This is a genomic window from Micromonospora sp. NPDC005252 (assembly GCF_042872475.1).
GTDB lineage: Bacteria > Actinomycetota > Actinomycetes > Mycobacteriales > Micromonosporaceae > Micromonospora.
The window spans coordinates 73,151-99,061 of sequence record NZ_JBIAKN010000003.1; the positions used below are offsets into that span (position 1 = coordinate 73,151).

General features: G+C 71.8%; 28 protein-coding genes. 22 read left to right on the top strand and 6 right to left on the bottom strand.

Annotated elements, in window-relative coordinates:
- The first annotated feature begins 158 nt into the window (after positions 1–158).
- Both ACFYPH_RS09910 and ACFYPH_RS09915 read left to right on the top strand, forming a co-directional pair.
- Positions 159–923 carry an ABC transporter ATP-binding protein gene (locus tag ACFYPH_RS09910; protein ID WP_266247300.1) on the top strand — a complete coding sequence of 255 codons (765 nt, stop codon included), beginning with the start codon at positions 159–161 and terminating at the stop codon, positions 921–923.
- Positions 908–2,611, top strand: coding sequence for an ABC transporter permease (locus tag ACFYPH_RS09915; RefSeq protein WP_355063449.1), 1,704 nt, complete (start codon positions 908–910; stop codon positions 2,609–2,611). Before ACFYPH_RS09910 ends, ACFYPH_RS09915 begins: the two co-directional genes overlap by 16 nt.
- Here the strand turns inward: ACFYPH_RS09915 and ACFYPH_RS09920 are convergent.
- On the bottom strand, positions 2,608–2,823 hold the full coding sequence (locus tag ACFYPH_RS09920; RefSeq protein WP_363935805.1) for a DUF397 domain-containing protein: 216 nt from the start codon (positions 2,821–2,823) through the stop codon (positions 2,608–2,610). The genes ACFYPH_RS09915 and ACFYPH_RS09920 overlap by 4 nt on opposite strands.
- Positions 2,820–3,605 (bottom strand): helix-turn-helix transcriptional regulator, encoded by a 786-nt coding sequence (locus ACFYPH_RS09925; protein WP_354857357.1) that lies wholly within the window; start codon positions 3,603–3,605, stop codon positions 2,820–2,822. Before ACFYPH_RS09925 ends, ACFYPH_RS09920 begins: the two co-directional genes overlap by 4 nt.
- 462 nt (positions 3,606–4,067) lie before the next feature.
- On the opposite strand from ACFYPH_RS09925, the gene ACFYPH_RS09930 reads away from it, so the two are divergent.
- The 12 genes from ACFYPH_RS09930 to ACFYPH_RS09985 all read left to right on the top strand — a co-directional run bounded on the left by ACFYPH_RS09930 (position 4,068) and on the right by ACFYPH_RS09985 (position 16,300).
- Positions 4,068–4,820: a flavin reductase family protein gene (locus ACFYPH_RS09930; protein WP_355063532.1), complete on the top strand. Its 753-nt coding sequence runs from the start codon at positions 4,068–4,070 to the stop codon at positions 4,818–4,820.
- Between the two features lie 177 nt (positions 4,821–4,997).
- Positions 4,998–5,363 carry a DUF485 domain-containing protein gene (locus ACFYPH_RS09935; protein WP_234582629.1) on the top strand — a complete coding sequence of 122 codons (366 nt, stop codon included), beginning with the start codon at positions 4,998–5,000 and terminating at the stop codon, positions 5,361–5,363.
- A complete protein-coding gene (locus tag ACFYPH_RS09940) occupies positions 5,341–7,032 on the top strand; it encodes a cation acetate symporter (protein ID WP_354857360.1) in 1,692 nt (563 codons plus the stop codon). The genes ACFYPH_RS09935 and ACFYPH_RS09940 overlap by 23 nt, the downstream gene beginning before the upstream one ends.
- An 81-nt stretch (positions 7,033–7,113) precedes the next feature.
- Positions 7,114–8,091: an NAD-dependent epimerase/dehydratase family protein gene (locus tag ACFYPH_RS09945; protein WP_354855819.1), complete on the top strand. Its 978-nt coding sequence runs from the start codon at positions 7,114–7,116 to the stop codon at positions 8,089–8,091.
- A gap of 76 nt (positions 8,092–8,167) precedes the next feature.
- Entirely contained in the window at positions 8,168–9,391 is a 1,224-nt protein-coding gene (locus ACFYPH_RS09950; RefSeq protein WP_387180710.1) for an LCP family protein, read from the top strand.
- Between the two features lie 196 nt (positions 9,392–9,587).
- On the top strand, positions 9,588–10,847 hold the full coding sequence (locus ACFYPH_RS09955; RefSeq protein ID WP_354855817.1) for an LCP family protein: 1,260 nt from the start codon (positions 9,588–9,590) through the stop codon (positions 10,845–10,847).
- A gap of 239 nt (positions 10,848–11,086) precedes the next feature.
- On the top strand, positions 11,087–12,049 hold the full coding sequence (locus ACFYPH_RS09960; RefSeq protein WP_363939075.1) for an LCP family protein: 963 nt from the start codon (positions 11,087–11,089) through the stop codon (positions 12,047–12,049).
- 58 nt (positions 12,050–12,107) lie between these two features.
- Positions 12,108–12,443 (top strand): rhodanese-like domain-containing protein, encoded by a 336-nt coding sequence (locus ACFYPH_RS09965; RefSeq protein ID WP_354855816.1) that lies wholly within the window; start codon positions 12,108–12,110, stop codon positions 12,441–12,443.
- A 10-nt stretch (positions 12,444–12,453) separates the two neighbouring features.
- A complete protein-coding gene (locus ACFYPH_RS09970; RefSeq protein WP_354855815.1) occupies positions 12,454–13,242 on the top strand; it encodes a glycerophosphodiester phosphodiesterase family protein in 789 nt (262 codons plus the stop codon).
- Positions 13,243–13,352: 110 nt separating this feature from the next.
- The gene (locus ACFYPH_RS09975) at positions 13,353–14,807 is read left to right on the top strand and encodes a PAS domain-containing sensor histidine kinase (protein WP_363939072.1); all 1,455 of its coding nucleotides are present in this window, start codon (positions 13,353–13,355) and stop codon (positions 14,805–14,807) included.
- A 61-nt stretch (positions 14,808–14,868) separates the two neighbouring features.
- A complete protein-coding gene (locus ACFYPH_RS09980) occupies positions 14,869–15,285 on the top strand; it encodes an ATP-binding protein (protein WP_355063530.1) in 417 nt (138 codons plus the stop codon).
- 127 nt (positions 15,286–15,412) lie between these two features.
- On the top strand, positions 15,413–16,300 hold the full coding sequence (locus ACFYPH_RS09985) for a DUF5926 family protein (protein ID WP_355133809.1): 888 nt from the start codon (positions 15,413–15,415) through the stop codon (positions 16,298–16,300).
- 18 nt (positions 16,301–16,318) lie between these two features.
- Here the strand turns inward: ACFYPH_RS09985 and ACFYPH_RS09990 are convergent, their stop codons facing one another.
- Positions 16,319–17,536 carry an arginine deiminase gene (locus tag ACFYPH_RS09990; RefSeq protein ID WP_355063441.1) on the bottom strand — a complete coding sequence of 406 codons (1,218 nt, stop codon included), beginning with the start codon at positions 17,534–17,536 and terminating at the stop codon, positions 16,319–16,321.
- Between the two features lie 167 nt (positions 17,537–17,703).
- Between ACFYPH_RS09990 and ACFYPH_RS09995 the strand changes: the two genes are divergently transcribed.
- The 5 genes from ACFYPH_RS09995 to pheA all read left to right on the top strand — a co-directional run bounded on the left by ACFYPH_RS09995 (position 17,704) and on the right by pheA (position 21,284).
- Entirely contained in the window at positions 17,704–18,444 is a 741-nt protein-coding gene (locus ACFYPH_RS09995) for a hypothetical protein (protein ID WP_354855810.1), read from the top strand.
- Positions 18,445–18,610: 166 nt separating this feature from the next.
- Positions 18,611–19,069 (top strand): hypothetical protein, encoded by a 459-nt coding sequence (locus tag ACFYPH_RS10000; RefSeq protein WP_354855809.1) that lies wholly within the window; start codon positions 18,611–18,613, stop codon positions 19,067–19,069.
- 168 nt (positions 19,070–19,237) lie between these two features.
- The gene (locus tag ACFYPH_RS10005) at positions 19,238–19,627 is read left to right on the top strand and encodes an ACT domain-containing protein (RefSeq protein ID WP_354855808.1); all 390 of its coding nucleotides are present in this window, start codon (positions 19,238–19,240) and stop codon (positions 19,625–19,627) included.
- Positions 19,628–19,693: 66 nt separating this feature from the next.
- Complete coding sequence (locus ACFYPH_RS10010; protein ID WP_387180718.1) at positions 19,694–20,317, top strand: hypothetical protein; 624 nt, start codon at positions 19,694–19,696, stop codon at positions 20,315–20,317.
- Positions 20,318–20,327: 10 nt separating this feature from the next.
- Positions 20,328–21,284, top strand: coding sequence for a prephenate dehydratase (gene pheA / locus ACFYPH_RS10015; RefSeq protein WP_355063437.1), 957 nt, complete (start codon positions 20,328–20,330; stop codon positions 21,282–21,284).
- A 73-nt stretch (positions 21,285–21,357) separates the two neighbouring features.
- Here pheA and ACFYPH_RS10020 read toward each other — a convergent pair whose 3' ends face one another.
- The 3 genes from ACFYPH_RS10020 to ACFYPH_RS10030 form a co-directional block, all read right to left on the bottom strand.
- Positions 21,358–22,080, bottom strand: coding sequence for an AIM24 family protein (locus ACFYPH_RS10020; RefSeq protein WP_234582643.1), 723 nt, complete (start codon positions 22,078–22,080; stop codon positions 21,358–21,360).
- Between the two features lie 115 nt (positions 22,081–22,195).
- Positions 22,196–22,543, bottom strand: coding sequence for a metallopeptidase family protein (locus ACFYPH_RS10025; RefSeq protein WP_354855823.1), 348 nt, complete (start codon positions 22,541–22,543; stop codon positions 22,196–22,198).
- 148 nt (positions 22,544–22,691) lie between these two features.
- Positions 22,692–23,123 carry an OsmC family protein gene (locus ACFYPH_RS10030; protein ID WP_007453754.1) on the bottom strand — a complete coding sequence of 144 codons (432 nt, stop codon included), beginning with the start codon at positions 23,121–23,123 and terminating at the stop codon, positions 22,692–22,694.
- 174 nt (positions 23,124–23,297) lie between these two features.
- Between ACFYPH_RS10030 and ACFYPH_RS10035 the strand changes: the two genes are divergently transcribed.
- The 3 genes from ACFYPH_RS10035 (at position 23,298) to ACFYPH_RS10045 (ending at position 25,906) form a co-directional block, all read left to right on the top strand.
- Positions 23,298–24,023: a hypothetical protein gene (locus ACFYPH_RS10035; RefSeq protein WP_354855805.1), complete on the top strand. Its 726-nt coding sequence runs from the start codon at positions 23,298–23,300 to the stop codon at positions 24,021–24,023.
- A gap of 249 nt (positions 24,024–24,272) precedes the next feature.
- Positions 24,273–25,094: an HAD family hydrolase gene (locus ACFYPH_RS10040; protein ID WP_363935545.1), complete on the top strand. Its 822-nt coding sequence runs from the start codon at positions 24,273–24,275 to the stop codon at positions 25,092–25,094.
- Positions 25,094–25,906 (top strand): HAD family hydrolase, encoded by an 813-nt coding sequence (locus ACFYPH_RS10045; RefSeq protein ID WP_354855803.1) that lies wholly within the window; start codon positions 25,094–25,096, stop codon positions 25,904–25,906. Before ACFYPH_RS10040 ends, ACFYPH_RS10045 begins: the two co-directional genes overlap by 1 nt.
- Positions 25,907–25,911 lie beyond the last annotated feature (5 nt).

Sequence of the window (25,911 nt, forward strand, 5' to 3'; positions counted from 1 at the left end):
GGACGTCTGCACAGCCCCACATCGGCGATATGGCGACGGCAACGCTCACCGGGGCGGGGTGGCGGCGCTGTAAGGCTACGAACTCCGACTCGGGGATGACCCCGGGTCCATCCGCCGCCGGACGGCGGAACTGGCGATCGACGGATAACGTCGGGCCCATGACTGGTGAGCACCCCGCGCTCGCGCTGCGTGGCCTGGCGAAGCGGTTCGACGGCACGATCGCGGTGGCGGGCGTCGATCTGGACGTACCGGCCGGCTCCTTCTACGGTCTGCTCGGCCCGAACGGCGCCGGCAAGACCACCACCCTGTCGATGGCGGTCGGGCTGTTGCGGCCGGACGCCGGTTCGGCGTGGGTGCTCGGCCAGGACGTCTGGCGCGATCCGGTCGCGGCCAAGCGGCTGCTCGGCGTGATGCCCGACGGGGTACGGCTGTTCGACCGGCTGACCGGTGCGGAGCTGCTGGCGTACCACGGACTGCTGCGGGGGATGGACCCGGCGGTGGTCGACCAGCGGGCTGCGGAACTGCTCGACGTGCTGGCGCTCGGCGACGCCGGCCGGACGCTGGTGGTGGACTACTCGGCGGGCATGAAGAAGAAGATCGGCCTGGCCTGCGCGCTGCTGCACGGCCCCCGGGTGCTGGTGCTGGACGAGCCGTTCGAGGCGGTCGACCCGGTGTCGGCGGCGCTGATCCGCGACATCCTCACCCGGTACGCGGCCGGCGGTGGCACGGTGATCTTCTCCAGTCACGTGATGGAGGTCGTCGAGCGGCTGTGCTCGCACGTGGCGATCCTCGCCCAGGGGGCCATCAAGCGGGTCGGCACGATCGCCGACGTCCGCGGCGGCCGGTCGCTGGAGCAGGTCTTCGTCGAGGTGGTCGGCGGGCGCACCGCGACCGGTGACGAGCTGTCATGGCTCTCCCGGTGAACGTCGCCGCCGCGCCCGCCGGTCCGGCGCGGACGGTCTCCGCCCGGCACTTCGTGCGGCTCAAGCTGCGGGTGATGGGCAACAACTTCCGGGGTCAGGGCTGGCGGATCGCGCTGTTCATCGGTGGCGCGCTGGTCGGGCTGTGGTTCGCGGCCAGCGCCTTCTTCCTCTTCGCCGCGCCGGGCCTGGCCGGCAACGGCAGGTACGCGGTGTTGGTCGCGGCCGCCGGCGGTGGCCTGCTGGTGCTCGGTTGGCTGCTGCTGCCCCTGGTCTTCTTCGGCGTGGACGAGACCCTGGACCCGGCCCGGTTCGCGCTGCTGCCGCTGCCGCGCCGCACGCTGGTCACCGGCCTGTTCGCCGCCGCGCTGGTCAGCGTGCCGGTGCTGGCGATGTCGGTCGCCGTGCTGGGGCTGGTGCTGACCGCCTGGGCGTTGGGCGGCTGGTCCGCCGGCCTGGTGGCCCTGGTCGGCGTACTCGCCGGGTTGTTGCTCTGCGTGGCCGCCAGCCGGGCGGTGACCAGCGCATTCGCCAGTATGTTGCGGTCCCGCCGGGTGCGGGATCTGGCGGCCGTGCTGCTGGCGGTGGCCGCCGCGCTGCTCGGGCCGTTGCAGGTCTTCGGCCTGGCGGCGCTGCGCGAGACGGACTGGACCCGGCTGACCGGTGCCGCGACGGTGCTCGGGTGGACGCCGTTCGGGGCACCCTGGACCGCCGGCATCGACGTGGCGCAGGGACGGGTGTGGGCCGCCCCGCTCAAGCTGCTGATCACGGTGGCGGCGATTGTCGCCCTGCTGGCCTGGTGGTCCCGCTCGCTGGAGTCGGCGATGGTCGGCACGGCGAGCACCGGCAAGGCCCCCGCGCAGCGCGGCGTCACCGGTGGGGCGGTCGCCCAACTGTTTCCCCGGGCCGCGGGCTGGGCCCGACGAGACCGGTTCGGCGCGCTGGTCGCCCGGGAGGCCCGTTACTGGTGGCGGGACGCCCGTCGCCGGGCCAGCCTGATCACGATCGCGGTGGTCGGCATCTTCGTACCCGTGTTGATCAATGTCACGGGCGGGGACTTCGCGGCCGAGGACGGCGCGGGGTTCACGGCGGCCACCAGCGACAGCTCGCCGGTCGTGGTCACCATCTCGCTGCTCTTCGTCGGCGTGCTCGCGTCGGTCACCCTGGCCAACCAGTTCGGCTTCGACGGCAACGCGTACGCGGCGAACGTCGTGGCCGGCGTGCCCGGCCGGGTCGAGCTGCGCGCGCGGATGACCGCGTTCTCGCTGTACGTCCTGCCGATGCTGGCAGTCGTCGCGGTGGTGCTGTCGGCGCTGCTCGCTCGACCGGCATGGATCGGGCTGATGGTCGGCAGCCTAGCCGCCACCTACGGTGTCGGGTTGGCGGTGAACAGTTTCGTCTCGGTGCTCGCGGCGTACGCGCTGCCGGAGACGAGCAACCCGTTCGCGATGAACAGTGGCGCGGGCGTGGCGAAGGGCCTGCTCACCCTGCTGTCCATGATCACCACGGCGGTGGTCGCGGTGCCGATGGTGGTGGCCGCCGCGCTGCTCGGCGACGCCTGGCTCTGGCTGGCCCTCCCGGTCGGCGCGGCGTACGGGCTGGGGGCGGCGCTGCTGGGCGCGTACCTGGCCGGTGACGTGCTGGACCGCCGTCAGCCGGAACTGCTGGCCACTGTCACCCCGCGTCGTTAACCGGCGTTCCGACCGGTGCCGTGGGCCCTCTGGGCGGCCTGGGCGACGAAGTCACGCCAGGCGGCCGGAGCGAAGGTGAGCGTCGGACCGGAGCGATCCTTGCTGTCCCGGACCAGCACGACACCGGGCAGATTGTCCGCCACCTCGACGCAGTTGCCGCCGGAGTCGGTCGACCGGGTCGACGTGCGCCAGCCTGGCTCGCTCATCGTCATTGCGTCACCTTCAGCTTCCGGATCAGATCCAGCGAGGCGCCGGTGGACAGTGCTTCGCCGAGCAGGCTATCCCACTTGCGATCGATCAAGGCGATCATTTCCGGGTCGTCCATGACGTGTCCCCGGACGGCATTCTCCAGGTAGAGCGCCCTGTCCCGGTCCGGCAGATCGGCGAGCACAAAGCCACCACCGAGCCCGACATGCTCGCCCACCGCCAGTGGAATGACGTGCAGCCGGACGAATGGCAGGTCTGCCACTTCCTGCAGTCGACCGAGCTGGGCGTCGAGCACCGCAGGCCCACCGACGGGGCGACGAAGGCCCGTCTCGTCCACCAGGAAGACGCAGTGCGGCGGCACCTCCCGGACCAGCAGCTTCTGACGTTCCAGCCGGACTGCAACAAGCTCGTCGACCATGTTCGGCGGATGTAGTCCACCCGCCGAGATAACGGCGCGGGCATACGCCTCGGTCTGGAGCAGTCCGGGGACCAGGCACGCCTCGAAGGCGCGCAAGCGCAGGGCTCGCTGCTCGTATTCGCGCCACTGCGCGAACCAGGACGGACCGCGTTCCTGGTCGGCGGCCCTGAGGAGTTCGGCGAGGAGGCCGCCGGTGGCGAGAGCGTCGTCCGCGGCGACCGCGAACTCCATGGTCGGCCGGCGTCGGCCGGTCTCGATGGCGGCCACCGTGGACGGACTCCACCTGATCACGGTCGCCAGTGCTTCCTGGGAAACCTCGGCACCCGCCCGGGCGGCCTTCAACGCCCGTACCCACATCTCGATGTTCATCCTTACCTTCCCGGTAAGTACGTGACCGCGCTGCGTAGTAAGCCCTGGAATCCTCCCCTGCCCGCAGCCGGGAGTCCAGGGTGGAGAACGCGCGGCCCGGCCGGTGGAGGCGACGTCCCGGCGGTCGGTCCTGCGTCGGGCCGCCCCGGTCATCCCCCGATCGGGGCGGCCCTCGTCGACTGGGAGGGGATCGCTCATGATCGGGTCAGTCCTCGGTGGGAACGGGGCGCGGTGGTCGTACCTCAGGAGGAAGGCCGTGGTGTCGACGGCCGTGCCGGATCGGCCACCGGCGGGCGCGCGGCCGACGGGCGGCGCCCGGGGCGGCGCGGGCCGGGGCGCGGCATGTCGCGCCCGGACGCCGGACACCACCGCGAGCCGTCCTCCGCCCAGAGCGCGCGAAGGCCGGCGGGTGCTGCCGGTGCTGGCGAACGGAGGGCCGTGGTGAGCCGGCCGCACGTGCCGATGCGGCCGCTGTGGCGGTGTCGGGGCTGCGGCGCGCCCTGGCCGTGCCAGCCGGCGCGGCTGGCGCTGCTCGCCGACTACCGGCACGACCGCACCGCGCTGCTGGTCTACCTGGGCACCCTGATGGTGGAGGCGGGCGATCAGCTCGCCCGGCTCAACGGGCGACCCGCCGACCTGCACGAGCGCTTCCTGGGTTGGGCGCGGGGCCGGGGCGGCACAATGTTTCACGTGAATCATGAGCCGGGTGCCGAGATCCACCACACCGACCCGTTCGCGGTGCCGACCGGGCAGCGGTCGCCGGTCCGCCGGCTGCGGGGCCGGCTCGCCGCGCCGGTGACCCTCTGGACGGCGCCCGGCCCGGCGGGCCTGACCGTCTCGTCCACCCTGGTCGCCGAGGGGGAGCCGGACCGGCTGCTCGGGTTGATCGACGCGGAGTCCGACCTCTGGGCCGCTGTCGAGGAGGCGGGACGGTTCGCGGTCGCGCCGCTCGGCCCGGCGCACCGCCAGCTCGCCGACCGGTTCGCCGGCCTCTTTCCCGCCCCGGGTGGGCTGTTCGCCACCGGCACGTGGACCGAGACGCCCTACGGGCCGGTGCCGACCGACGCCGGCGGCTGGGTGGGCTGCCGCCTGGACACCGCCCGGGAGTACGGCTGGGGTCTGCTGGTGGAGGCCACCATCGAGGTGGTCGACCTGGCCGAGGAGGCCACGCCGCTGCTGCACTACCGGGGGCGCTACCACGAGCTGCCGGGCTGACCTGGGCCGCCCGTCCGGACCGACCGGTCACCGGAGTGACCTGGGTCACTCGGCGCAGCCAGCCAACCGCTCGGCGCACTCGACGACCAGGGTCGATCTCGGCCTTCCCCGTCGGGGAGCCTGCTCTCTACGGTGCGCGAAACTACCCCCGACGCCTGTGAAGGTGGTGATCCACAGATGTCCACGGACACACCCGCGCCGACCGCTTCCCAGCCGGACAAGTACCTGGCCGTGCAACGGTCGGACGAGTTCGCCGGGCTGCGCCGCGCGCTACGCGGCTTCGTCTTCCCGATGACCGTCGCGTTCTTCCTGTGGTATGCGCTCTATGTCATTCTCTCCGCGTACGCCCGGGACTTCATGGGCACGAAGCTGTTCGGCAGCAACATCAATGTCGCGCTGGTCTTCGGCCTGCTCCAGTTCGTCTCCACGTTCGTGATCGCCTGGCTCTACTCCCGGTACGCGGACCGGAAGATCGACCCGGTCGCCGACCGGATCCGTGCCGAGATCGGGGAGGTGACCCATGAAGACGGTCCTCGTGGCTAATCCGCTCCTCGCGGCCGAGGCCGGCAACCACACGGCCCGCAACCTGACGATCACGTTGTTCCTGGTGTTCGTGGCGGTGACCCTGGGCATCACCATCTGGGCCAGCCGGCAGACGAAGACGGCGACCGACTTCTACGCGGGCGGTCGTTCCTTCTCCGGCTTCCAGAACGGCATGGCGATCGGCGGCGACTACATGTCCGCCGCCTCGTTCCTCGGCATCGCCGGCATCATCGCCCTCTACGGCTACGACGGCTTCCTCTACTCGATCGGCTTCCTGGTCGCCTGGCTGGTGGCGCTCCTGCTGGTCGCCGAACTGCTGCGCAACTCCGGCCGGTACACGATGGCCGACGTGCTGGCCTTCCGGATGCGTCAGCGTCCGGTGCGGACGGCGGCGGCGGTCTCCACCATCACGGTGTCGATCTTCTACCTGCTGGCCCAGATGGTGGGCGCCGGCGCGCTGGTCGCGCTGCTGCTCGGCATCAAGCCGGGAACGACCTTCCTCGGCATGGACGCGGCCACCGCCAAGGTGGCGACCATCATCATGGTCGGCGCTCTGATGATCATCTACGTGACCGTGGGTGGCATGAAGGGCACCACCTACGTGCAGATCGTCAAGGCGTTCCTGCTGATGACCGGCGCGCTGCTGATGACCATCCTGGTGCTGGCGAAGTACAAGTTCAACCTGTCGTCGCTGCTCGGCGACGCCGCCGCGTCCTCGGGCAAGGGCAGCGCGTTCCTCGAACCGGGGTTGCGCTACGGCGTCGAGGTGGCGGGTAACGCGACACAGACCTTCTACAACAAGGTCGACCTGCTGTCGCTCGGCATCGCGCTGGTGCTCGGCACGGCCGGCCTGCCGCACATCCTGATCCGCTTCTACACCGTGCCGACCGCCAAGGCGGCCCGCAAGAGCGTGCTCTGGGCCATCGGCATCATCGGCACCTTCTACCTGCTCACCCTGGCCCTCGGCTTCGGTGCGGCGGCGCTGGTGGGCAGCAAGGCGATCACCGCGCAGGACAAGGCCGGCAACACCGCCGCGCCGCAGCTGGCCGAGGCGCTCGGCATCGACTTCTTCGGCGGCGACCTCGGTGGAGCGGCCCTGCTCGCGATCATCGCGGCGGTCGCCTTCGCCACCATCCTGGCGGTGGTCGCCGGGTTGACCCTGGCCTCCTCGTCCAGCCTGGCGCACGACTTCTACGCGAACGTCCTGAAGAAGGGCGAGACGTCGGAGCGCCAGGAGGTACGGGTCGCCCGGATCTCCGCCCTGGTGATCGGCGCGATCTCCATCCTCCTGTCGATCTACGCGCAGAACCTCAACGTGGCGTTCCTCGTGGCGCTGGCCTTCGCGGTCGCCGCCTCGGGCAACCTGCCGGCGATCCTCTACAGCCTGTTCTGGCGGCGGTTCAACACCTCCGGCGCGGTGTGGGCGATCTACGGCGGTCTGCTCTCGGCCGTGCTGCTGGTGTTCTTCTCGCCGGTGGTCTCGGGCGCGGCGACGTCGATGTTCCCGGACCACGACTGGCAGTGGTTCCCGCTGTCCAACCCGGGCATCCTCTCCATCCCGTTCGGCTTCCTGTGCGGGTGGATCGGCACCCTCATCTCGAAGGAGAACGACGAGGCGAAGTACGCGGAGCTGGAGGTGCGCGCCCTCACCGGTTCGGGCGCCCACTGACCCGCGGCACGGGCCCCCTGTTGACGCCACGCGTCAACAGGGGGCCTCTTGCGGTAAACAGGGGTCGGTAGGCTGACCGGCATGAAGGTTGCTGAGCGCTTCGGTTCCGGTCACCGCGTTCTCGTCACCGGCGGCGCCGGTTTCGTCCCGTCGCACCTGGTCGACTCCCTGATCGCCCGGGGCTGCACGGTGGTGGCGCTGGACAACTTCGTCACCGGCTCCAAGGAGAACGTCGCCCACCTGCTCGACCGGCCAACCTTCACCCTGGTCGAGGCGGACCTCTCCGACGGCCTGCCGACGCACCACCCGGCAATGGCCGAGCGGTTCGACGCGATCCTGCACATGGCCTCGCCGGCCAGCCCCACCGACTTCGCGCAACTGCCCGTGGAGATCCTCCGGGTCGGCTCGGTGGGCACCCTGCACCTGCTGGAGCGCGCGGTCGCCGACGGCGCCCGGTTCCTGATGGCCTCCACCTCTGAGGCGTACGGGGACCCGAAGGAGCACCCGCAGCGCGAGACCTACTGGGGCAACGTCAACCCCATCGGCGTCCGCAGCGTCTACGACGAGGCGAAGCGCTTCTCCGAGGCGGCCACGATGGCGTACCACCGCTACCGCGGGCTGGACGCGGCGATCGTCCGGATCTTCAACACGTACGGCCCGCGGATGCGCCCGGACGACGGCCGGGCCATCCCCACCTTCATCTCCCAAGCGCTGCGCGGCGAGCCGATCACCGTGCACGGCACCGGCAACCAGACCCGGTCGATCTGCTTCGTCGAGGACCTGGTGCGGGGCATCCTGCTGCTGCTCGACTCGACCGAGACCGGCCCGGTCAACTGCGGCACCGAGCACGAGATGTCCATGCGTCAACTCGCCGAGTTGATCGTGTCGCTCTCCGACAGCAGCTCGCAGGTGACGTACATCACCCGCAGCTCGGACGACCCGGAGATGCGCCGCCCCGATCTGACCCTCGCCCGTGAACTGCTCGGATACGAGCCGACCGTGACGCCCGAAGACGGCCTGCGACGCACGATCGAGTATTTCCGGGCGCGGCTAGGGTAACCAGCTCACGGCGGAGCACCGCGAGCTGAGTGTCGCCTGAGGGCGGTAGTGGCTCCCGCTACGTACCCTGAGTTACATGTCAGCGACCTCTGCCGGCGTTCCTCACCCGCACCTGCACCGCAGCGCCGGGCGCGCCTCGGTGCCCAGCCCCGACCGGGGCGCCTCCGGACGCGCGCGTCCCGCCGAGGCGCGCTGGTACCCGCCGTACGACGAGCAGCAGCCCGGTCCGGGCGGCCCGGCGGGGCCGACGGGACCGGGCGGGCCCGGTGGGGCCGGCGGGCCGGGACGGCGTGGCCCCCGGCCGCGCTGGGGACGGATCGGCCTGGTGGCCGGGATCGCGGTGCTGGTGCTCGCGCTGCTCGGCGGCCTGGGCGCCTGGCTGTACGCGCGCAACCTCGACAACGACCTGGCCCGCACGGACCCGTTCGCGGAGATCACCGGCGGTCGGCCGGCGAAGCCCGTCGACGGCGCGTTGAACATCCTGCTGGTCGGCAGCGACTCCCGGGACCCGGACGCGCCGGTCGACACCAAGAGCCAGTGGCGGGCCGACACGGTCATCGTGATGCACATCCCGGCCGACCACCAGTCGGCGTACCTGGTCTCCATCCCGCGTGACCTGTACGTGCCGATCCCGCAGAGCGCCGGGGCGGACTGCGGCTCCGGCCAGCGCGCGAAGATCAACGCGGCGTTCGCGTTCGGTGGCCTGCCGCTGGCGGTCCGCACCGTGGAGTGCTTCACCGACGTCCGGATCGACCACGTGATGGCGATCGACTTCGGCGGTTTCAAGGAGGTCACCGACGCCCTCGGCGGAGTGGACCTGAAGGTGGAGCGGACGATCACCTCGATCCACAAGCCGTACCGGACGTTCACCAAGGGCACCAACCACATGGACGGCGCCGAGGCGCTGGACTGGATCCGGCAGCGCAAGCAGTTCCCGGACGGCGACTTCGCCCGGATGCGGCACCAGCAGGAGTTCCTCCGGGCGCTGATGGACAAGGCGGCGAGCACCGGCACCCTGGCGAACCCGAAGAAGCTCAACGACTTCCTCAAGTCGGTGACCGCCGCGGTGACCGTCGACCAGGGCTTCTCGGTGACGGACATGGCGGTGCAGTTCCGCAACCTGCGTGGGCAGAACCTCACGTTCCTGACCAGCCCGAACTCGGGCAGCGACACCATCAACGGCGAGTCGGTGGTGGTGTCCGACCGGGAGAAGGCGCTGGCGATGTACCGGGCCATGTCAGCGGACACCATGGCGGACTGGGTCAAGGCCAACCCGCCGAAGAGCACCGACGGCGGCTGAGCGCAGGGGTGGACCGCGTCGGCGGCGACGCGGTCCACCCTGAAGCGAGCCGACCTCGCCTTTACGGTCATCGAATGGGGACGATCGCCCGGTTGACGGCACCTGTCGTCCCAATTGAGTCCAGATGAACTCGCAAAGTCGAATTGATGTACGTACAGTGGGGCGGCCCCCCTCCTGATCACGAGCTGGAGCACGCATGCCGGTTCAGGCCAGCCGTCGCCCTTCGTCCGCCGGATCCGCCGCGCCGAGCGGCCGGATCGCCGCGTCCATACCGGTGCAGCCGGGCCCGTCGAACGGTGGTCCGGGCGGTCGCCCGCCGGGTGGCGGCAACGGCCGGACAGGCGGGAAGGGGCCGGCGAAGAAGCGGCCCCGCCGCAAGGATCCGCTCTGGGCCCGACTGACCGTGATCTTCGGCGCGGTGCTGATGCTCAGCAGCGGGGTGGCCATCGTCGGCACCAAGGTGCTGATCGGCCAGGCGACCGGCGACATCGCCCAACGCAACCTGCTCGGTGATGCCGGCAAGACCGACGCGGAGGGCGGCGCGAGCCTCGACGGTCCGATCGACATGCTGCTGCTCGGCGTGGACGCGCGCGAGCGTTGGGCCGCCGACGACGTCCGCTCGGACAGCATCATCATCCTGCACATCCCGGCCTCGCACGACCAGGCGTACCTGATCTCGATCCCCCGCGACACCGAGGCGCAGATTCCGCCCTTCAAGAAGAGCGGCTTCACCGGCGGCACCGACAAGATCAATGCCGCGTTCCAGGCCGGCGCCCGCAACGGTGGCGGCTGGGAGGGCGGCGCCCAGCTGATGGCGCAGACGATCAAGCGGCTCACCGGGATCAGCTTCGACGGCGCGGCGATCATCAACTTCGGTGGCTTCAAGAACGTCATCGACACCCTGGGCACCGTGAAGATCTGCGTCAGCTACGAGGTCAAGTCGAAGCACATGTCGTTCGTCGACGGCAAGCCCATGTGGAACGCGGACGCCAAGAAGACCGGCAAGACGATGACGCCCGTCGTGCACAAGAAGGGCTGCCAGGAGATGGAGGGCTGGGCCGCCCTCGACTACGCCCGGCAGCGCTACGGCCTCCCCGGCGGCGACTACGACCGGCAGCAGAACCAGCAGCAACTGATCAAGGCGATGGCCCGCAAGGCCACCGACGGCGGCATGCTGACCAACCCGGCCAAGCTGAACCAGCTGATCAAGGCGGCCGGCAAGGCGTTCGTCCTGGACACCGGCGGCGTGCCGATCGAGAACTTCATCTTCACCATGCGTGGGGTCACCGCTAACGAGTTGACCATGCTGAAGACCAACAACGGCAGCTTCAACGGCAACGGCAACAACCGTGAGGCGTTGAACGAGGAAACGATGCAGATGTTCCAGGCGGTCAAGCAGGACAAGCTCGCCGAGTTCGTCTTCACACACCCCGAGGTGATCTCCGGCCGCAAGTGACGGCCGCCGCGTCGCTTCACGCCGCCTCGCCTGAGGCGGCGTCGCCTCGGGCCGCGTCGCCTCAGGCCGCGTCGTTCGAAGTCGCGGAAAGCCCGACGACCGGTTCGCTACCGCCCGTAGCCTGACGTGAGCAGGTTTCACGTATCGGCTGCGGGGAGGCGGTCACGTCCAGGTGGGGCCGGAACGCAGCGGACCGGGCACGCCCGGCCGCGCCCCGCCGCGCCCGCTGGTCACGCCTCCTGCTCGGCGTCGGTCTGGCCCTCGTCCTGCTGGCCGGGCTCGCCCAGATCGGGCTCAAGACGCTGACCCACCGGTACGACCGTACGGTGGCCAAGGAGCAGCTGCTCGACGCCGACGCCCGCACCGACCGGACCGACCTGGACGGGCCGCTCAACTACCTGCTCATCGGCACCGACCGACGCGCCGGCAGCAGCGAACCGGACCAGCGCTCGGACACCATCCTCATCGTGCACGTGCCCGCCGGGCGGCGGGAGGCGTACCTGGTCTCCATCCCGCGTGACCTGCTGGTCTCCATCCCGCCCGCGAACGGCTTCGGCGGCGGTCCAGACAAGATCAATGCTGCGTACGAGCACGGCGGCGGCGGGCAGGCCGGCACCCGACTGCTCTCCGTCACCCTGAACCGGCTCACCGGCATCCGCTTCGACGGCGCCGCGCTGATCGACTTCTCCGGCTTCCGGAAGGTGATCGACCTCCTCGGCGGGGTGCAGATGTGCGTGGACACCCAGGTCCGCTCGATCCACACCAACCGCGTGTTTCCCACCGGCTGCCAGCGGATGGACGGCGCGCAGGCGTTGGACTACGTACGGCAGCGCTACGACCTGCCCAACGGCGACTTCGACCGGCAGCGCCACCAGCAGCAACTCCTGCGGGCGATGCTGGACAGCGCCGGCAAAGCCGACCTGCGCAACAACCCCGTCAAACTGGACCAGGTGCTCCGCGCGGTCGGCGGCTCGTTGACCGTCGACACCAACGGCGTACCCCTGGAGGATCTGCTCCTCGCGCTCCGCGCGCTGCCGCCCGACGGGATGCGCGGCGTTGAGGTGCCCTCGTCGCCGCAGACCATCGACCAGGTTTCGTACGTGGTGCTCGACAACGGCGGCAACGGGCTCTTCGAGGCCGTCCGGGGGACCCGCGTACCGGCCTGGGCGCAGGCCAATCCCCGCTGGGTGACCCGGTTGTGACCGTACCGACGGCCGGGTCGGTGCCGATCCGGCCCGCGAGGATCTAGTGTTGCTTCCTGTGTTCGGACCCCAGGTTCCCACCGTGCCCGTGACCCAGATCGCCGACGACACCTACCTGCTCGACGTGCGGGAGGCCGACGAATGGGCGGCCGGCCACGCACCCACCGCCCACCACCTGCCGATGATGGAGCTGCCGGCGCGGCTGGCCGAGGTGCCCACCGACCGGGACGTGGCCGTCATCTGCCGCTCCGGTGGACGTTCCGCCCAGGTCGTCGCCTACCTGGTCAACAACGGCTGGGAGCAGGTGCGAAACGCCGACGGCGGGATGCGCCAGTGGGCAGCGGTCGGCCGTCCGGTGGTCGACGCGAACGGGCAGCCCGGCCAGGTCATCTGAGGCGGCCGGGATGGGCGGTCCTCTGGTCTTCGCGCACCGCGGCGCCTCGTACGACCTTCCGGAGCACACCCTCGCCGCGTACCTGCGCGCCCTCGACGAGGGTGCCGACGGGCTGGAGTGCGACGTCCGGCTGACCCGCGACGGGCATCTGGTCTGCGTCCACGACCGGCGACTGGACCGCACCAGCAACGGCCGCGGTCTGGTCAGCGCGCGCACCCTCGCCGAGCTGGACGCCCTGGACTTCGGTTCCTGGCATCCCGGCAGCGCGCCGAGCGGTGACCTGCCGCCGGACGAGTCGCACACCCGGCTGTTGACGCTGGCCCGGCTGCTCGACGCGGTGCTCGCCGCCGGGCGGCCGGTCCGGCTGCTGGTGGAGACGAAGCATCCGTCCCGCTACGGCTCGACCGTGGAACGGCGGTTGGTCGAGCTGCTGCGGCGGTACGGGCTGGCCGACCCGGCACCGGACGACCCCGTCCAGCTCACCGTCATGTCGTTCTCCCCGCTGGCCGTCCGACGGGTCCGGGAGCTGGCCCCGGCGCTGCCCACGGTGCTGCTGTTGGAGGTGCTGCCGCCCTGGCTGCGGCTGGGCCGGCTGCCGTTCGGCGCCCGCATCGCCGGGCCGGGCATCGGCCTGGTCCGGGCCCGCCCGCACCTGCTGCCCGCGCTGCGCGCCGCCGGCAACCAGGTGTACGTCTGGACCGTCAACGAGCCGGCCGACGTGGAGTTGGTGCTGGCCGAGGAGGTGGACGGGATCATCACCGACCGCCCGGCCCACGTCCTGGCCCGGCGGGACCGCTGAACGGGCCCCCACGCCGAGCTGGCCGTCCAGCGTGCCGACCGCCGGCAGCGCCTGCACCTACGCGACAACCGGGGGTGCCGAAAGCCGTGCCGGCGGGGCAGACTCGGCACATGCCGGAGCGTATCGATTTTCCCGCTCTTCTCGCCGGCCACACCGTCGCGATCGAGTCGATCAATGCTGGGGACGCGGGCCTGCCGGTCCTCACCCAGCTGCTCCGGGTAACCCAACCGGCGCTGGGCGCGACCGGCATGGCGTTCGTCGAGTTCGGCCCGACCGGTGGCCGGGTGATCGCGGCGACCGGCGCGGCGGAGTGGGCGCTCGGCCGACCGCTCGCGGCGGACGACCCGGACACCGTCTGCCTGCTCTCCGGGCCACGGGTGGCCCAGGTTCGGGTGACCGACCTCAACGGCAAGCTCGCCGCTGAGCTGGCCGGCAGCGGGTTACGCCGGATGGTGGTGGCCCGAGCCGAGATCGGCGGTCACACCGTCGGCAGCCTGCACGCCCTCTATGCGGGAGACGACGAGCCGGACGCCGAGCAGCGGGGGGTGGTCGCCTACCTCGCCTCGTGCGTCGGGCACATGTACGGCGACCAGAGCGGGTTGCCGGTGCACGGCGACGGGCCGGTGGTGGCGGCACTCGCCGACGGGCTGGCGGTGGTCGACCGGGACGGCCACGTCCGGCTCTGGAACCCGGCCGCCGCCCAGGTCACCGGCCGGACAGCGGAGCAGGCGTTGAAAGGCCCGCTGCCGTTTCCGTTGCCGCCCTCCGGGCAGGTCCGCGACCACCGGCTGCCGGACGGGCGCTGGCTGCGCATCACCTCCGGCGACCTGCCCGGCCCGGGCGCGCTGCGGGTGGTCACCTTCCGCGACATCACCGACCAGCAGCGCCGCGATCACGACCGGGAGCTGTTCGTCGCGGTCACCAGCCACGAGCTGCGCACGCCGGTCACCGTCATCAAGGGGTACGCGGACACCCTCACCGACCACTGGGAGTCGCTGACCGAGGGAGACCGGCGACAGGCCGCCCGGGTGATCGGGCAGCGCGCCAACGAGCTGGCCCGGCTGGTCGACCGGCTGCTCTCCTCGGCGGCCGAGGCGGGGCCGGGGGACGACCCACCGACCCCGTTCGACCTCGCTGAGGCGTTGCGCGCCGCCATCGTGGACCTGCCGGCGGAGCTGCGGCACCGGCTGACGCTGCGCCTCCCCGCCGACCTGCCCAAGGCGCTCGGCCACCGGCCCAGCCTGGCCACCGTGCTGACCGAGCTGGCGACCAACGCTGGCAAGTACTCGCCGCCGGGCTCCCCCATCGAGATCACCGCCGGGGTGGACGGCCAGTTGGTCGCGTTCCGGGTCAGTGACCGGGGCATCGGCATCCGGCCGGAGCACGTGGAGCGGGCGTTCGACCGGTTCTGGCAGGGCGAGTCCGGCGACCGGCGCGGCTACCCGGGAGCGGGGCTCGGCCTCTATCTCGTCCGCCGGATCGTTGAACAACAGAATGGATGGGTATCCCTACGTCCGAGGACCGACGGCGGTACGGTCGCAGAGGTGCGGCTACCGCGCGGTTGACCGACGGTGGCGCGACGTGGAGGCGACGGTGGCAGCGGCAGTGAGGGATCGGGCGTGGTGCGTGGTGGTTCCCCACCATGCCGCCGGCGCACGACTGGCGCGACACCGGCTCGCCGACGACCTGGCTGACGTCGTGACGCCGGCGCTTCTCGCGGATCTGATCGCGGTGCTCGCCGAGCTGGTGGGCAACTCGGTCCGGCACGCCCGGCCGCTGCCCGGCGGCGTGGTCCGGGTGGCGTGGCGGCTGCGAGCCTCGGCCGAGGGCCCGCGGATCCAGTTGCGGGTGACCGACGGCGGCGCGGGCACCAGCCCGCGGATCCGCACGGCCAGCCCGGACGCCGCGGACGGGCGGGGTCTGCACATCGTGGCCGGCCTGGCGACTCGCTGGGGCGTCGAGCGCGACGGCATGGGCCAGCGCGTGTGGGCGGAGTTCGACCCCACCCCCGCCTCCCACCCCGACCTGGTACCAGCCGCCTGACATCGTTGATCATGAAGTTATTGCCACGACACGCCGTGCGCGGTGACAATAACTTCATGATCAACAAGCGGTGGGGTGGGTGGGTCCGGCCCACGGCGGGACGGGCGGGGCCTTAGGCTGTGACGCCGTGAGCAAGCGTCGAAAGAGCCAGCGAACCGCCGCCGACACCGCGCCCCGGAAGGACAAGGTGCGCGACGTCTTCGTGCCGCGACCGTTCGAGGGGCTGGCCGACGAGTCCGAGTGGATCGCGCTGCGCGAGCTGGTGCCCGCCGCGTCCGCGCCGCTGCGGCTGGCGCCCGCCCTCGTCGAGGAATTCGGGGACCGGTCGGCCACGCTGGCCACGGTGCTGCCGATGGCCGCGCCGGCGGTGAGCAAGCCGGACGGCCGGGTGCTCATCGGTCTGCAACGCCACCAGCAGTCCGGCGACGTCTCCCGGGACCTGGCCGAGGCGCTGCTCTGCGCGCTGCGGACCGAGCCGGGCGGCCAGGTGTCCGTACCACCGCTGCCCGGTCCCGGGCCGCGACTGCAGGACATCCTGGTGGACGGCCCGCTGGAGATCACCATGCACGACGGGTTCGAGTTCTGGCTCGACCCCGGCGCGACCGACGACCCGAGCGTCCAGGCGTCGCTGGAGCGGGCGAACGCCGCCATCTACCCGACCGTGCGGATGACCGCCGCGAAGGCCGCGTACTGGTGCCAGGTCCCGGAGAAGGCGCACGTGCGCTGGGTGCTCCCGGACGACGAGGACGCCGCACTGGACGCGCTGGCCCGCCTCGGCGCGGCTGGCACGCTGACGCTCGGCGAGCAGACCAAGTTCGCCGGGATGTTCCGCGCGCACGGCCGGCTGGTGCCGGTGTGGGACCTGCCGGAGGAGACTCCGGCCGACGACTGGGAGGACCCGGTCGCGCAGTTCGCCAAGCGGTACGCGGAGGCGCTCGCCACCACCGAACCGCTGGACGCCGCCGGCCGGCGGGCCCGCCAGGGGCTGCTCGGCCGTCAGCTCACCCTCCGCTGACCCCGACGCGCGGCCCGTTCACCCGTTGACCGGCAGCGGGTCGCGCACGATCGGGCAGGACATGCAGCGCGGGCCTCCCCGGCCGGAGCCCAGCTCCGAGCCGGCGATCGGGATGACCTCGATGCCGGCCCGCTCCAACTGCGCGTTGGTCTCGGTGTTGCGCTCATAGCCGACGCAGAGCCGGGGCGCCAGGGCGAGGGTGTTGTTGCCGTCGTCCCACTGCTCGCGTTCCGCGGTGACCGGGTCCAGGCCGGTGTCGATGACCCGGAGCTGGTCCAGGTCCATCGCGTCGGCGGCGGCCCGCAGGAAGGGCGCCGGGCCGTCCACACGTGGGTCCTCGCCGTCCGCGCCGGCGATCACGGTGTACGCCGAGAGCGTGCTGGCGATGTTCGGATACATCAGCACGGCGTCGGCGTCGACCATCGTGCACACGGTGTCCAGGTGCATGGTGGCGCGCTTCTGCGCGATCGGCACCACCAGGATGGTGTGGGCCAGCCCGGCGGCGAAGACCTGCCGGCCGAGGCGTTCGGCGCCGGCCGGGGTGGTCCGCTCGCCCACCCCGACCGCCAGGACGCCCGGTGCGAGCAGCAGGACGTCCCCGCCCTCCAGGTGCTCCAGATTGGGGCGGTAGACGAACTCGGTGCCGGCGAAGCGCGGATGGTGGCGGTAGATGGCGTCGGTCAGGGTGGTCTCCCGGCGGCGGGCCGGCATGGCCAGGCTGGTGACACCGACCCGGTCACCGATCCACAACGACGAGTCCCGGGTGAAGAGCAGGTTCGGCAGCGGGTCGATGACGAAGTCGTGCCGGTCCATCAGGGTGTAGACCAGCCCGCCCGGCCGCTCCGAGCTGATCCGCAGCTCCTCGTGGGCGAGCCCGGCGGTGAGCACGTCGGCCAGCGCGGCCGGGTCCAGATAGGCGAGGTGGTCGGCGACCCGGGCGCGGAGCGTGTCGCCGAGTCGACGGGAGCGCAGCACCTCCTCGGTCAACTCGGCGCGGGCATCCTCGACGGCCAGCGTCTCGGCCAGCAGGGTGGCCAGATAGAGCACCTCGACCCCGCGCTCGCGCAGCGCGGCCGCGAACGCGTCGTGCTCCTCCTGGGCGCGGCCGACCCAGGGGATCGCGTCGAACAGGAGTGAGTCGTTGTTGCGAGGGGTGAGCCGGGCCAGTTCCGGGCCGGGCCGGTGCAGCAACACGGTGCCGAGCCGGCCGACTTCACTGTCGACGTAGTGGGTCACCCCCGCAGCGTAGGGCAGGGTTTGGCGGCATCCGACAAAAGAACTGTGGATGAATATGGCATTCATCCACAGTCACTCCGGCGCTCCGGCTTGCCGAACACCGGGAGTGGCAACGTAGGGTAGTGAGGACATAACTTCGAGGGACCTTTTGCCGGAGGTCGACGACGATGACTGTCTTTCCCGCACGACGAGCCGTACCGACCGCCAGGGCACTGCCGCCCATCGCGGTGCCCCACCCCCGCGTCGAGTCGCCCGGGGCTCTGGAGCCGGTCCGTCCGACACCGCTCGAATGGGCCCGCCGCCGCCGTGCCGAGCGGGGAGCCCGTCGACTGGAGGCGGCCGGAGCCCGCGCGCTCGGCCAGCTCGACCATCTCGGGCCGGCCTGGCACGTCATCGAGTGGCCCCGCACCGACGTGGCGGACGTCCTGCTCGACCGCACCCAGGAGGACCGCGCCGGGTTCCTCGCCATCGGGCCGAGCGGCCTGTTCGCGGTGACCATCGCCGACCACGGCCGGGCCCGGGTGCTCGTCGCCGGGGACGTCGTGCAGATCAACGGCAAGCGGCCTCCGTACGTCACCGAGGCCCGGCGGGACGCCAGGCGGGCCAGCAAGGCCCTCTCCGACGCGGTGGGGCTGACCATCCCGGTGACGCCGGTGCTGACCTTCGTGGGCTCCGGCGTGATCAGCGTCTACGGCCTTCCGAAGGACTGTCTGATGGCCACCCACCGGGAACTGGATCGGCTCCTCGTGGCCGGTGGCAGCCGGATCAGCCCGGCCACGGCCGAGAAGCTGTCCCGGGTGGCACAGCACCCGAGCACCTGGCTGAACGGCACCTACCGTCCATCGGCCGACTACCGGTGGTACGACGAGGGCCGAACGGCCGCTGACAAGCCGGCCCACCGCCGGTAACGTCACCGGCGACGCCACGCGGCCCCGGTCCCCCACTACCCACCGGCTCCCGCGCCGTCGCCGGCCGCCCCGGTTCGAGCTGTGCGGTCCGGTGACCTGGTGCGCTCGGTGATTCCGTCGGCGACCGGCTAGCGTGGACAGTCCGTCGGTGGACATAGGAGGCGCGGTGGCCCACGTCGAACTCTCGCTCTCGGAAGTGTTCGTGCCGTCGGCGCGGGCCTCGACAGAGCTGGAGTCCGACAACGTCGGCCAGTGGTCCTCGACGGTCGACCGGGCCGATGAGCCCTGCCTGCTGATCGACGCCGACACCCGGGTCGTGGCCATCTCCGCCGCCGGCTGCGAGCTGCTCTGTCTGGGCGACCCGGCCGGCCTGATCGGGCGACCGCTGCTCGACGGCGGCCTGCGACTGCTGGATTTCACCGCCAACCGGGGCGAGCTGACCGAGGCCGAGATCGACAAGATCCCGCCTCTGCTGGCGCTCTCCTCCGGCCGGCTCGCCCGTGGGCTGCTGCGGGTGCAGGCCGCCTCGCCGGACAGCTCCGACGCGACGGTGGACGCGATCTCCACCCCGGTGCTCACCAACGGCGCCGTGGCCGGCTCGCTCACCTTCTTCTCCGAGGTCTGACCTGCGGCGCAATATGTCGTTCGCCGCCTGACCTGCGGCGCAATGTGTCGTTCGCCGTCTGACCTGCGGCGCAATATGTCGTTCGCCGCCTGACCTGCGGCGCAATGTGTCGTTCGCCGCACGCGGCGATGGCGGGATGGGCCCACACCCACGCCGTAAGGTGCCCTCATGCTCGATATCGCTCTGCTGCCGGGGGAGTACGCCGTGTGCCGGTTGCGGGCCGACACCGCCCTGCCGGCCGCGCTGTCGAGTGGGCTGGGCCGCGCCGACGTGGTCACGGTGAGCTGGACCGCCGACGGGATCTCGGTGATCTGCCCGACCGACCGGGTGCCCGCCCAGGCCGTGGTGGAGACCACCTGGCGCTGTCTGCGCGTCGTCGGCCCGACGGGCGTGGACGCCACGGGAACACTGGCGGCGCTCGTCGACCCCCTCGCCGCGGCCCGGGTCAGCGTGGTCACGTTCTCCACCTTCGACACCGACTACGTGCTGGTGCCGACCGTCCGGTTGACCGAGGGCACGGCCGCCCTGGAGCGCGCCGGGCACCGCGTCCTCGGCTGAGCTTCACCCCGCCGTCAGCTCGCCCTACGATGGGCTCGGCCACCCCGGCCGCGATGACGTTTCCCAATGTCCGAGGATCGGCCCGTGCCGTTCGACCCGCCCCGCCACCCGGCTCCCCCGCCCCGGGCGACAACCGCCATCACACCCGTGGCGGTTCGCGCGCTGCCCGTGGCCGGGGCCCTGCTGGCGCTCCTCACCATCGGGGCGCTGACCGGCTGCGGCGCCCCTCCCGAGCTGCGCGACCCGGCCGGGGTGCCCACCGGCGCCGGCACCCCGACGGCGACCGGCCCGACCGGCGTCCCGACGGGCACGCCGTCCACCGTGCCGAGCGCCCCACCGCTCTCCACCCCGTCGGCCACCCGGGACCCGGGTCTGGTCGCGACGGCCTGCCGGAACGGTCCGACCGGGCAGCGGGTGGTGCAGCTGCTGCGCGGCCGGGCCTCGGTGCTCCCGGACAACGTGCGGGTCCGGGTCCGCACCGGGCCGCTGTGCGCCGCCGACTGGCAGTACACCGTGCTGGAGGTGACCGGGCACGAGGAGCTTCAGGTCGTCACCCGGGGTCGGCCCACCGCCCCGGAACTGGTCACCGCCGGCACCGACGTGTGCACCATCGAGGTCCGCGCCACCGGGCCAGCCGGGATCCGTACGCTCGCCTGCGATGCTTCTCCGGCGGTCCAGCCGGGTGCGTAGTCTGGTCGACATGCCCGGAACACCGCCCACGCGCTTCGTCTACCTCGGCCCGGAGGGCACCTTCGCCGAGCAGGCCCTGCGCACCGTCCCCGCCGCCGAGCGTGGCACCCGGACTCCGGCCCGCAGCGTCGGTGAGGCCCTGGACAGCGTCCGGGCCGGGGACGCTGACGCGGCGCTGGTGCCGCTGGAAAACTCGATCGGCGGGGCGGTCGGCGTCACCCTGGACGAGATGGTCGAGGGCGACCCGCTGGTGATCACCCGAGAGGTGATCCTGCCGGTCGAGTTCGTGCTCGCCGCGCGTGCGGGCACGACGCTGTCGGCGGTCCGCACGGTCGCGGCGCACCCGCAGGCGTCCACCCAGTGCCGTGGCTGGCTGCGTGACCACGTACCCGACGCCGTGGTCGTCGACGTGCTCTCCAACGGCGCGGCAGCCGCCGGCGCCGGGTCCGGCGAGTACGACGCGGCGATCTGCGCCCCGATCGGGGCCGCCCGACACCGACTCGCCCTGCTCGCCGACAAGATCGCTGACCACCCCGACGCGGTGACCCGTTTCGTCCTGGTCTCCCGCCCCGGGCCACCCCCACCGCCGACCGGCGACGACCTCACCTCGCTGGCCGTCTACATCGCCCACGACCGGGTCGGCGCGCTGCTGTCGGTGTTGATGGAGCTGGCCGTCCGCGGCGTCAACCTGACCCGGATCGAGTCCCGCCCGACCGGCGAGGCCCTGGGCCGGTACGTCTTCTTCCTCGACTGCACCGGCCACGTGGCCGACGTACGCCTGGGTGAGGCGTTGCAGGGGCTGCGCCGGGTGTGCGCCGATGTCCGTTTCCTGGGGTCGTACCCGCGGCATCGCTGGGTCGACGCGGCGGGCGAGCGGCCCGTGCCCGCGCCGGCCGGCCTCTCCGACGTCGACTACGCCGATGCGGCGGCCTGGCTGGCCCGGCTGCGCACCGGCGAGTTGAGCTGACCGGCCGAGCAGGCGAGCAACACGCGTACGGGCGCTCCGGTGCGACCGGGAGCGCCCGTACCCGCGTCGGTGGTCAGCTCAGCAGACCGCCGAGCAGACCGCCCTCCTGCTGCTGCTGACCGCTGCCCATGACCGGCGGCTCCTCGGACGGCTGCACCACCACGAAGCCCTGACCGGCGAAGCTCATCGTGAACGACTCGCCGGTGCGCCGGCCCAGCAGCGTGCCAAGACCGAGCTGCTCAGCCCGGTGGTAGCCGGTCTGGAGGTTGGCCGACCAGCAGACGGCGGCCTGCGGGTCGACGTACGTCGGGGCGTCCACGTTGAGCACCACCGGGGTGCCCTTGGTCGTGATGGCGATCCTGCCGTACCCGCTGAACACGCAGTTGAACAGGCCGGACGAGGAGGCCATCCCGGCGCCGCCGACCATCCTGATGTCGTACTGCAGGGTCGAGTCGAAGGCCAGCACGCTGGAGCCGTTGATGGACAGGGCGTCGCCCGGCTCCAGGTCGATGATGTGCACGTCCTTGGCCAGCTCGGCGAGGAAGACGTCACCCTGGCCGGTGACCTTCATCAGCGGGACACCCTCGCCGGTGAGCTTCTGCTTGAGGAACTTGCCGAGCCCACCCGAGCCCAGCGCCTGGAACTGCACGTTGCCCTGGTAGGCGACCATCGACCCGACCCGGGCCATCGCCTCGCCGTTGAGCTCGATCTTCAACATCTTGGAGTTCTGCAGCCGCATGCCGGCCTGCGCGGACTCCTTCTCCAGATTTTCCGCCGAGAACAGCTCGCTGCGCATGAAAGGTGCCTCCTGAAACGGTCGCGGTCGCTGCACCGACGGTAGGCGACCACGGCAACCAGGGGCCATCGGCGAAGCGGCGTGCCGCGCTCTGACCTGGCGGTGTGCGGCCGGGTCAGCCCCAGCCCAGCGCGTGCAGTCGCGCGTCGTCGATCCCGAAGTGGTGGGCGATCTCGTGCACCACGGTCACCGCGACCTCGTCGACGACGTCCTCGTCGCTGTCGCAGATCCGCAGGATCGGACGGCGGTAGATGAAGATCCGGTCCGGAAGCACGCCGGCGTAGTCCCAACCCCGATCGGTGAGCGCGTGCCCCTCATAGAGGCCGAGCAGGTCGGGGTCGGTGTGCGGTGGGTCGTCCTCGACCAGGATCACCACGTTGTTCATCAGGCCGAGCAGTTCCTCGGGCACCTCGTCGAGGGCGTCAGCCACCAGCTCCTCGAAGCGCTCGCGAGTCATGTCCACCGGCACGGCGTCCATTCTGCCCGACGCCGCACCAATCGGCCGGCTCACGCGCGGCCACCCCGGCCGGGGCCGCGCGTTCACGAAAGAGAGCGGCCGCCCGGGACCGGGCGGAGGCTCCTTCCGTGAACGTGCGGCGTGCGTCGCCGGGTCAGGAAGCCAGGCGAGCGGTGAGGGTGATCTCGGCGCCCGGCGAGAGCAGCCGGGAGATCGGGCAGTTGGCCTTGGCTGCCTCGGCGAGCTTCTGGAACTCCGCCTCGTCGACCCCGGGCACCTGGCCGACGGTCTCCAGGTCGATCCGGGTCACGCTCATTCCGGCGTCGGTCTTGTCCAGGTGGACCTTGGCGGTGGTCTCGACCGAGGTGGGCGTCGAGCCGGCGTCGGCGAGGGCCTTCGAGAACGCCATCGAGAAGCAGCCGGCGTGCGCGGCGGCGATCAGCTCCTCGGGGTTGGTGCCCTCACCCTCCTCGAAGCGCGACTTGAAGGAGTAGTTGCCGGACAGGCCGCCCTTACCGGTGCGGACGGTGCCGGAACCCTCGGTGAGATTGCCCTGCCATTGTGCGGAAGCGGTACGGATAGGCATGAGGAGAACGCTAGCGGAAAGGTGCCTCCCGAGCGACCGACCGGCACCGACGCCTGCCGTGCGATTCCCGTCACCCCTGGCGGAGGCGCGACGCGGGCGGTTTCGGCAGCGGCACCAGCACGACCCTCTGTGCCATGATTCGACGCAGGCCCGCGACCGGCGGAAGGATGGCCGATGTCCGAGGAGCTGCCCATCCCACGGCAGGGCGACCCGTCCGACGGGCCGGCCGTGATCGAGTGGGGTGCCGACGAGCCCGCCACCGGGCGCCGCCGCCTCGGCGGGTCCCTGGCCGGCATCACCCGGGATCCCCGCCTGCCCGTGCTGCTCGCCGGGCTCGGGGCGGTGGCGGGGGTGGCCTCGCTGCTCGGCGAGTGGCTGGTGATGACTCTGCCGAACGGCGGCCCGGCCGGTGCCACCTCGATCGACGTGCCCGCCGGGGTGTCCGACGTCGGCGGCTTCGGCATCGGCTACCTGGTCGGTCTGCTCGGGCTGGTCTGCACGGTGGCACTGGCGCTGCGGGGCACGGCGGCCGTCCGGCCGAACGCCCGACTGGTCGGGTTCACCCTGAGCGGGGCGCTGCTGGCACTGCTGGTCGCGGCGACGGCGACACTCGACGACCCCGGTCAGCGCAACTACTTCTACGAGCCGGAGGACAACTTCCGGGTCGAGTACGGTCGCGGCCTGGTGATGGCGTTCGTGGCCTGCGTGCTGCTCGCCGCGGCCCTGCGGCTGGCCCCGAACGCGCCGACGGAGGACAACCGTTCCGGGGCCGCGACGGGGCAGGGCTGGCGCCGTCGGCACCTCGACCCGGTCGAGAAGGAGGACGGCCCGCCCGCGCCGGCCGACCTGACCGTGACCGCGGTGGCGCCGTTCGCCCGCCCCGAACACCCCAACACCTGAGCCGGCCAGGCCGACCCCGACCCACCGATCTTGCACTTTCTGCAGCGACAGAAGGCGCATTCCACCGCGTATCGGCGACCGGAAGTACAAGATCGCGGAGGTTGGGAACGGGCCTGGAGTTGGTGCCCGATTCGCCTGGAAGACATGGTTCGGGCCCGTTTCCCGAGGTACGGTTGCTGCCCGCCGTCACGCCGGGCCTCGGTTTCCCTGGCCTCGGCAGGTGCGACGGCGGCGGGCGAAGGAGGAACGATGACCCGCCCGGGACTGCCCAAACTGATCGCGACCGACCTCGACGGAACGCTGGTCCGCAGCGATGACACCGTCTCCGCGTACACCCATGGGGTGCTCGACCGGGTGCGGGCCGCCGGAATTCCGGTGGTCGGCGCGACCGGACGCGGCCCCCGCCTGACCGAGCTGACCCGCAACGACATCCGGGCCGCCGACTTCCTGGTGATGGCCGGCGGTGGACGGGTGGTCGACCAGAGCGACCCGACCGGCCCGGTGGTGCTCCGCGACGAGCGGCTGCCCGCCGAGGTGCTGGCCCGGCTGCTCGCCGACCTGGAGGCCGAGGTCGGCCCGCTGACCGTGATGGTCGAGGCGTCCGACGAGCACGACGCCCCGCTCTGGGGTGACTACCACGAGAGCTGGCCCTACCAGGACCGGTTCGAGGCGCGCAGCCGCGCTGAATGCCTCTCCTGTGACGTGATCAAGGCCTTCGCCCGGACCGCCGACCACCACGTCGACGAGCTGCTGGCGGTGGCCCGCCGGATCGTCTCGCCGCAGGTTGCCTCGCTCACCCAGGCCGGGCTCGGGTTCATCGAGATCTGCCCGCCCGGCGTGGACAAGGCGACCGGGCTGACCGTGGTGGCGCAGAGCCTGGGGGTCGACCCCGCTGACGTCCTGGTCTTCGGCGACATGCCCAACGACCTGCCGATGTTCGAGTGGGCCGGCTGGTCCCGGGTCGCGGTGGCCAACGCGCACCCCGCGCTGCGTGCCGCCGCCGACGAGGTGACCCTGCGCAACGACGACGACGGGGTGGCGGTGTACCTGGACCGGCTACTGTCCCGGTGATGCGAGACACCCCTGCGCTGGTCGCCACCGACATCGACGGCACGCTGATCCGCGACGACCGCACGCTCAGCCCGCGCACCGCCGACGTGCTCGCGCGGATCACCGCGCGAGGCACGCCGGTCGTCCTGGTCACCGGCCGTCCGGTCCGCTGGCTGGAGATGGTGTACGACCAGCTGGCCGAGCCGCTGCCTGCGGTCTGCGCCAACGGCGCCGTGGTCTACGACCCGGTGCGGGACGAGGTGCTGCGGGCCGACCCGCTCGCGCCGCAGCACCTGGCCGAGGTGGCCGAGCGGCTGCGGGCCGAGGTGCCCGGGATCAGCTTCGCCGTGGAGATCATGGACAGCCGCCAGATGCGGCACGAAACGGACTACCCGCTGCGCTGGGACGTCGACCCCGACGGGATCCGGCCGGTCGAGACACCGGAGGAGCTGCTCTCGCTTCCCGCGGTGAAGTTGCTCGCCCGCGCCGGCGAGCAGGACCCGGACGCGTTCGTCGCACTGGTGGCGGCAGCGGTGGCGGGGTTGGCCGAGGCGACGCACTCGTCGTCCTCGGGGCTCGTGGAGATCTCCGCGGCCGGGGTGACGAAGGCGGCCGGGCTCGACTGGTACTGCGACCGGCTCGGCGTGGCGGCCGCGGACGTGCTGGCCTTCGGCGACATGCCGAACGACGTGCCGATGCTGAGCTGGGCCGGGCGCGGGGTGGCGGTGGCCAACGCGCACCCCGCCGTCCTCGCGGTCGCCGACGAGGTGACCGGGGCGAACTCCGAGGACGGCGTGGCGGCGTACCTGGAGAAGATCTTCGGGGTGGACTGACCGGC

Excerpts from the sequence above, each read along its gene's own strand:
- ACFYPH_RS10020 (WP_234582643.1), bottom strand. The coding sequence starts at position 22,080 with ATGCGCAGCGAGCTGTTCTCGGCGGAAAATCTGGAGAAGGAGTCCGCG.
- ACFYPH_RS09950 (WP_387180710.1), top strand. The coding sequence starts at position 8,168 with ATGTCAGCGACCTCTGCCGGCGTTCCTCACCCGCACCTGCACCGCAGC.
- ACFYPH_RS09935 (WP_234582629.1), top strand. The coding sequence starts at position 4,998 with ATGTCCACGGACACACCCGCGCCGACCGCTTCCCAGCCGGACAAGTAC.
- ACFYPH_RS09995 (WP_354855810.1), top strand. The coding sequence starts at position 17,704 with ATGACTGTCTTTCCCGCACGACGAGCCGTACCGACCGCCAGGGCACTG.
- ACFYPH_RS09970 (WP_354855815.1), top strand. The coding sequence starts at position 12,454 with ATGGGCGGTCCTCTGGTCTTCGCGCACCGCGGCGCCTCGTACGACCTT.
- ACFYPH_RS10005 (WP_354855808.1), top strand. The coding sequence starts at position 19,238 with ATGCTCGATATCGCTCTGCTGCCGGGGGAGTACGCCGTGTGCCGGTTG.
- ACFYPH_RS09915 (WP_355063449.1), top strand. The coding sequence starts at position 908 with ATGGCTCTCCCGGTGAACGTCGCCGCCGCGCCCGCCGGTCCGGCGCGG.
- ACFYPH_RS10030 (WP_007453754.1), bottom strand. The coding sequence starts at position 23,123 with ATGCCTATCCGTACCGCTTCCGCACAATGGCAGGGCAATCTCACCGAG.
- ACFYPH_RS09920 (WP_363935805.1), bottom strand. The coding sequence starts at position 2,823 with ATGACGATGAGCGAGCCAGGCTGGCGCACGTCGACCCGGTCGACCGAC.
- ACFYPH_RS09955 (WP_354855817.1), top strand. The coding sequence starts at position 9,588 with ATGCCGGTTCAGGCCAGCCGTCGCCCTTCGTCCGCCGGATCCGCCGCG.
- ACFYPH_RS10010 (WP_387180718.1), top strand. The coding sequence starts at position 19,694 with ATGTCCGAGGATCGGCCCGTGCCGTTCGACCCGCCCCGCCACCCGGCT.
- ACFYPH_RS09925 (WP_354857357.1), bottom strand. The coding sequence starts at position 3,605 with ATGAACATCGAGATGTGGGTACGGGCGTTGAAGGCCGCCCGGGCGGGT.
- pheA (WP_355063437.1), top strand. The coding sequence starts at position 20,328 with ATGCCCGGAACACCGCCCACGCGCTTCGTCTACCTCGGCCCGGAGGGC.
- ACFYPH_RS09940 (WP_354857360.1), top strand. The coding sequence starts at position 5,341 with ATGAAGACGGTCCTCGTGGCTAATCCGCTCCTCGCGGCCGAGGCCGGC.
- ACFYPH_RS10045 (WP_354855803.1), top strand. The coding sequence starts at position 25,094 with ATGCGAGACACCCCTGCGCTGGTCGCCACCGACATCGACGGCACGCTG.
- ACFYPH_RS10035 (WP_354855805.1), top strand. The coding sequence starts at position 23,298 with ATGTCCGAGGAGCTGCCCATCCCACGGCAGGGCGACCCGTCCGACGGG.
- ACFYPH_RS09945 (WP_354855819.1), top strand. The coding sequence starts at position 7,114 with ATGAAGGTTGCTGAGCGCTTCGGTTCCGGTCACCGCGTTCTCGTCACC.
- ACFYPH_RS09930 (WP_355063532.1), top strand. The coding sequence starts at position 4,068 with ATGCGGCCGCTGTGGCGGTGTCGGGGCTGCGGCGCGCCCTGGCCGTGC.
- ACFYPH_RS09975 (WP_363939072.1), top strand. The coding sequence starts at position 13,353 with ATGCCGGAGCGTATCGATTTTCCCGCTCTTCTCGCCGGCCACACCGTC.
- ACFYPH_RS09910 (WP_266247300.1), top strand. The coding sequence starts at position 159 with ATGACTGGTGAGCACCCCGCGCTCGCGCTGCGTGGCCTGGCGAAGCGG.
- ACFYPH_RS10040 (WP_363935545.1), top strand. The coding sequence starts at position 24,273 with ATGACCCGCCCGGGACTGCCCAAACTGATCGCGACCGACCTCGACGGA.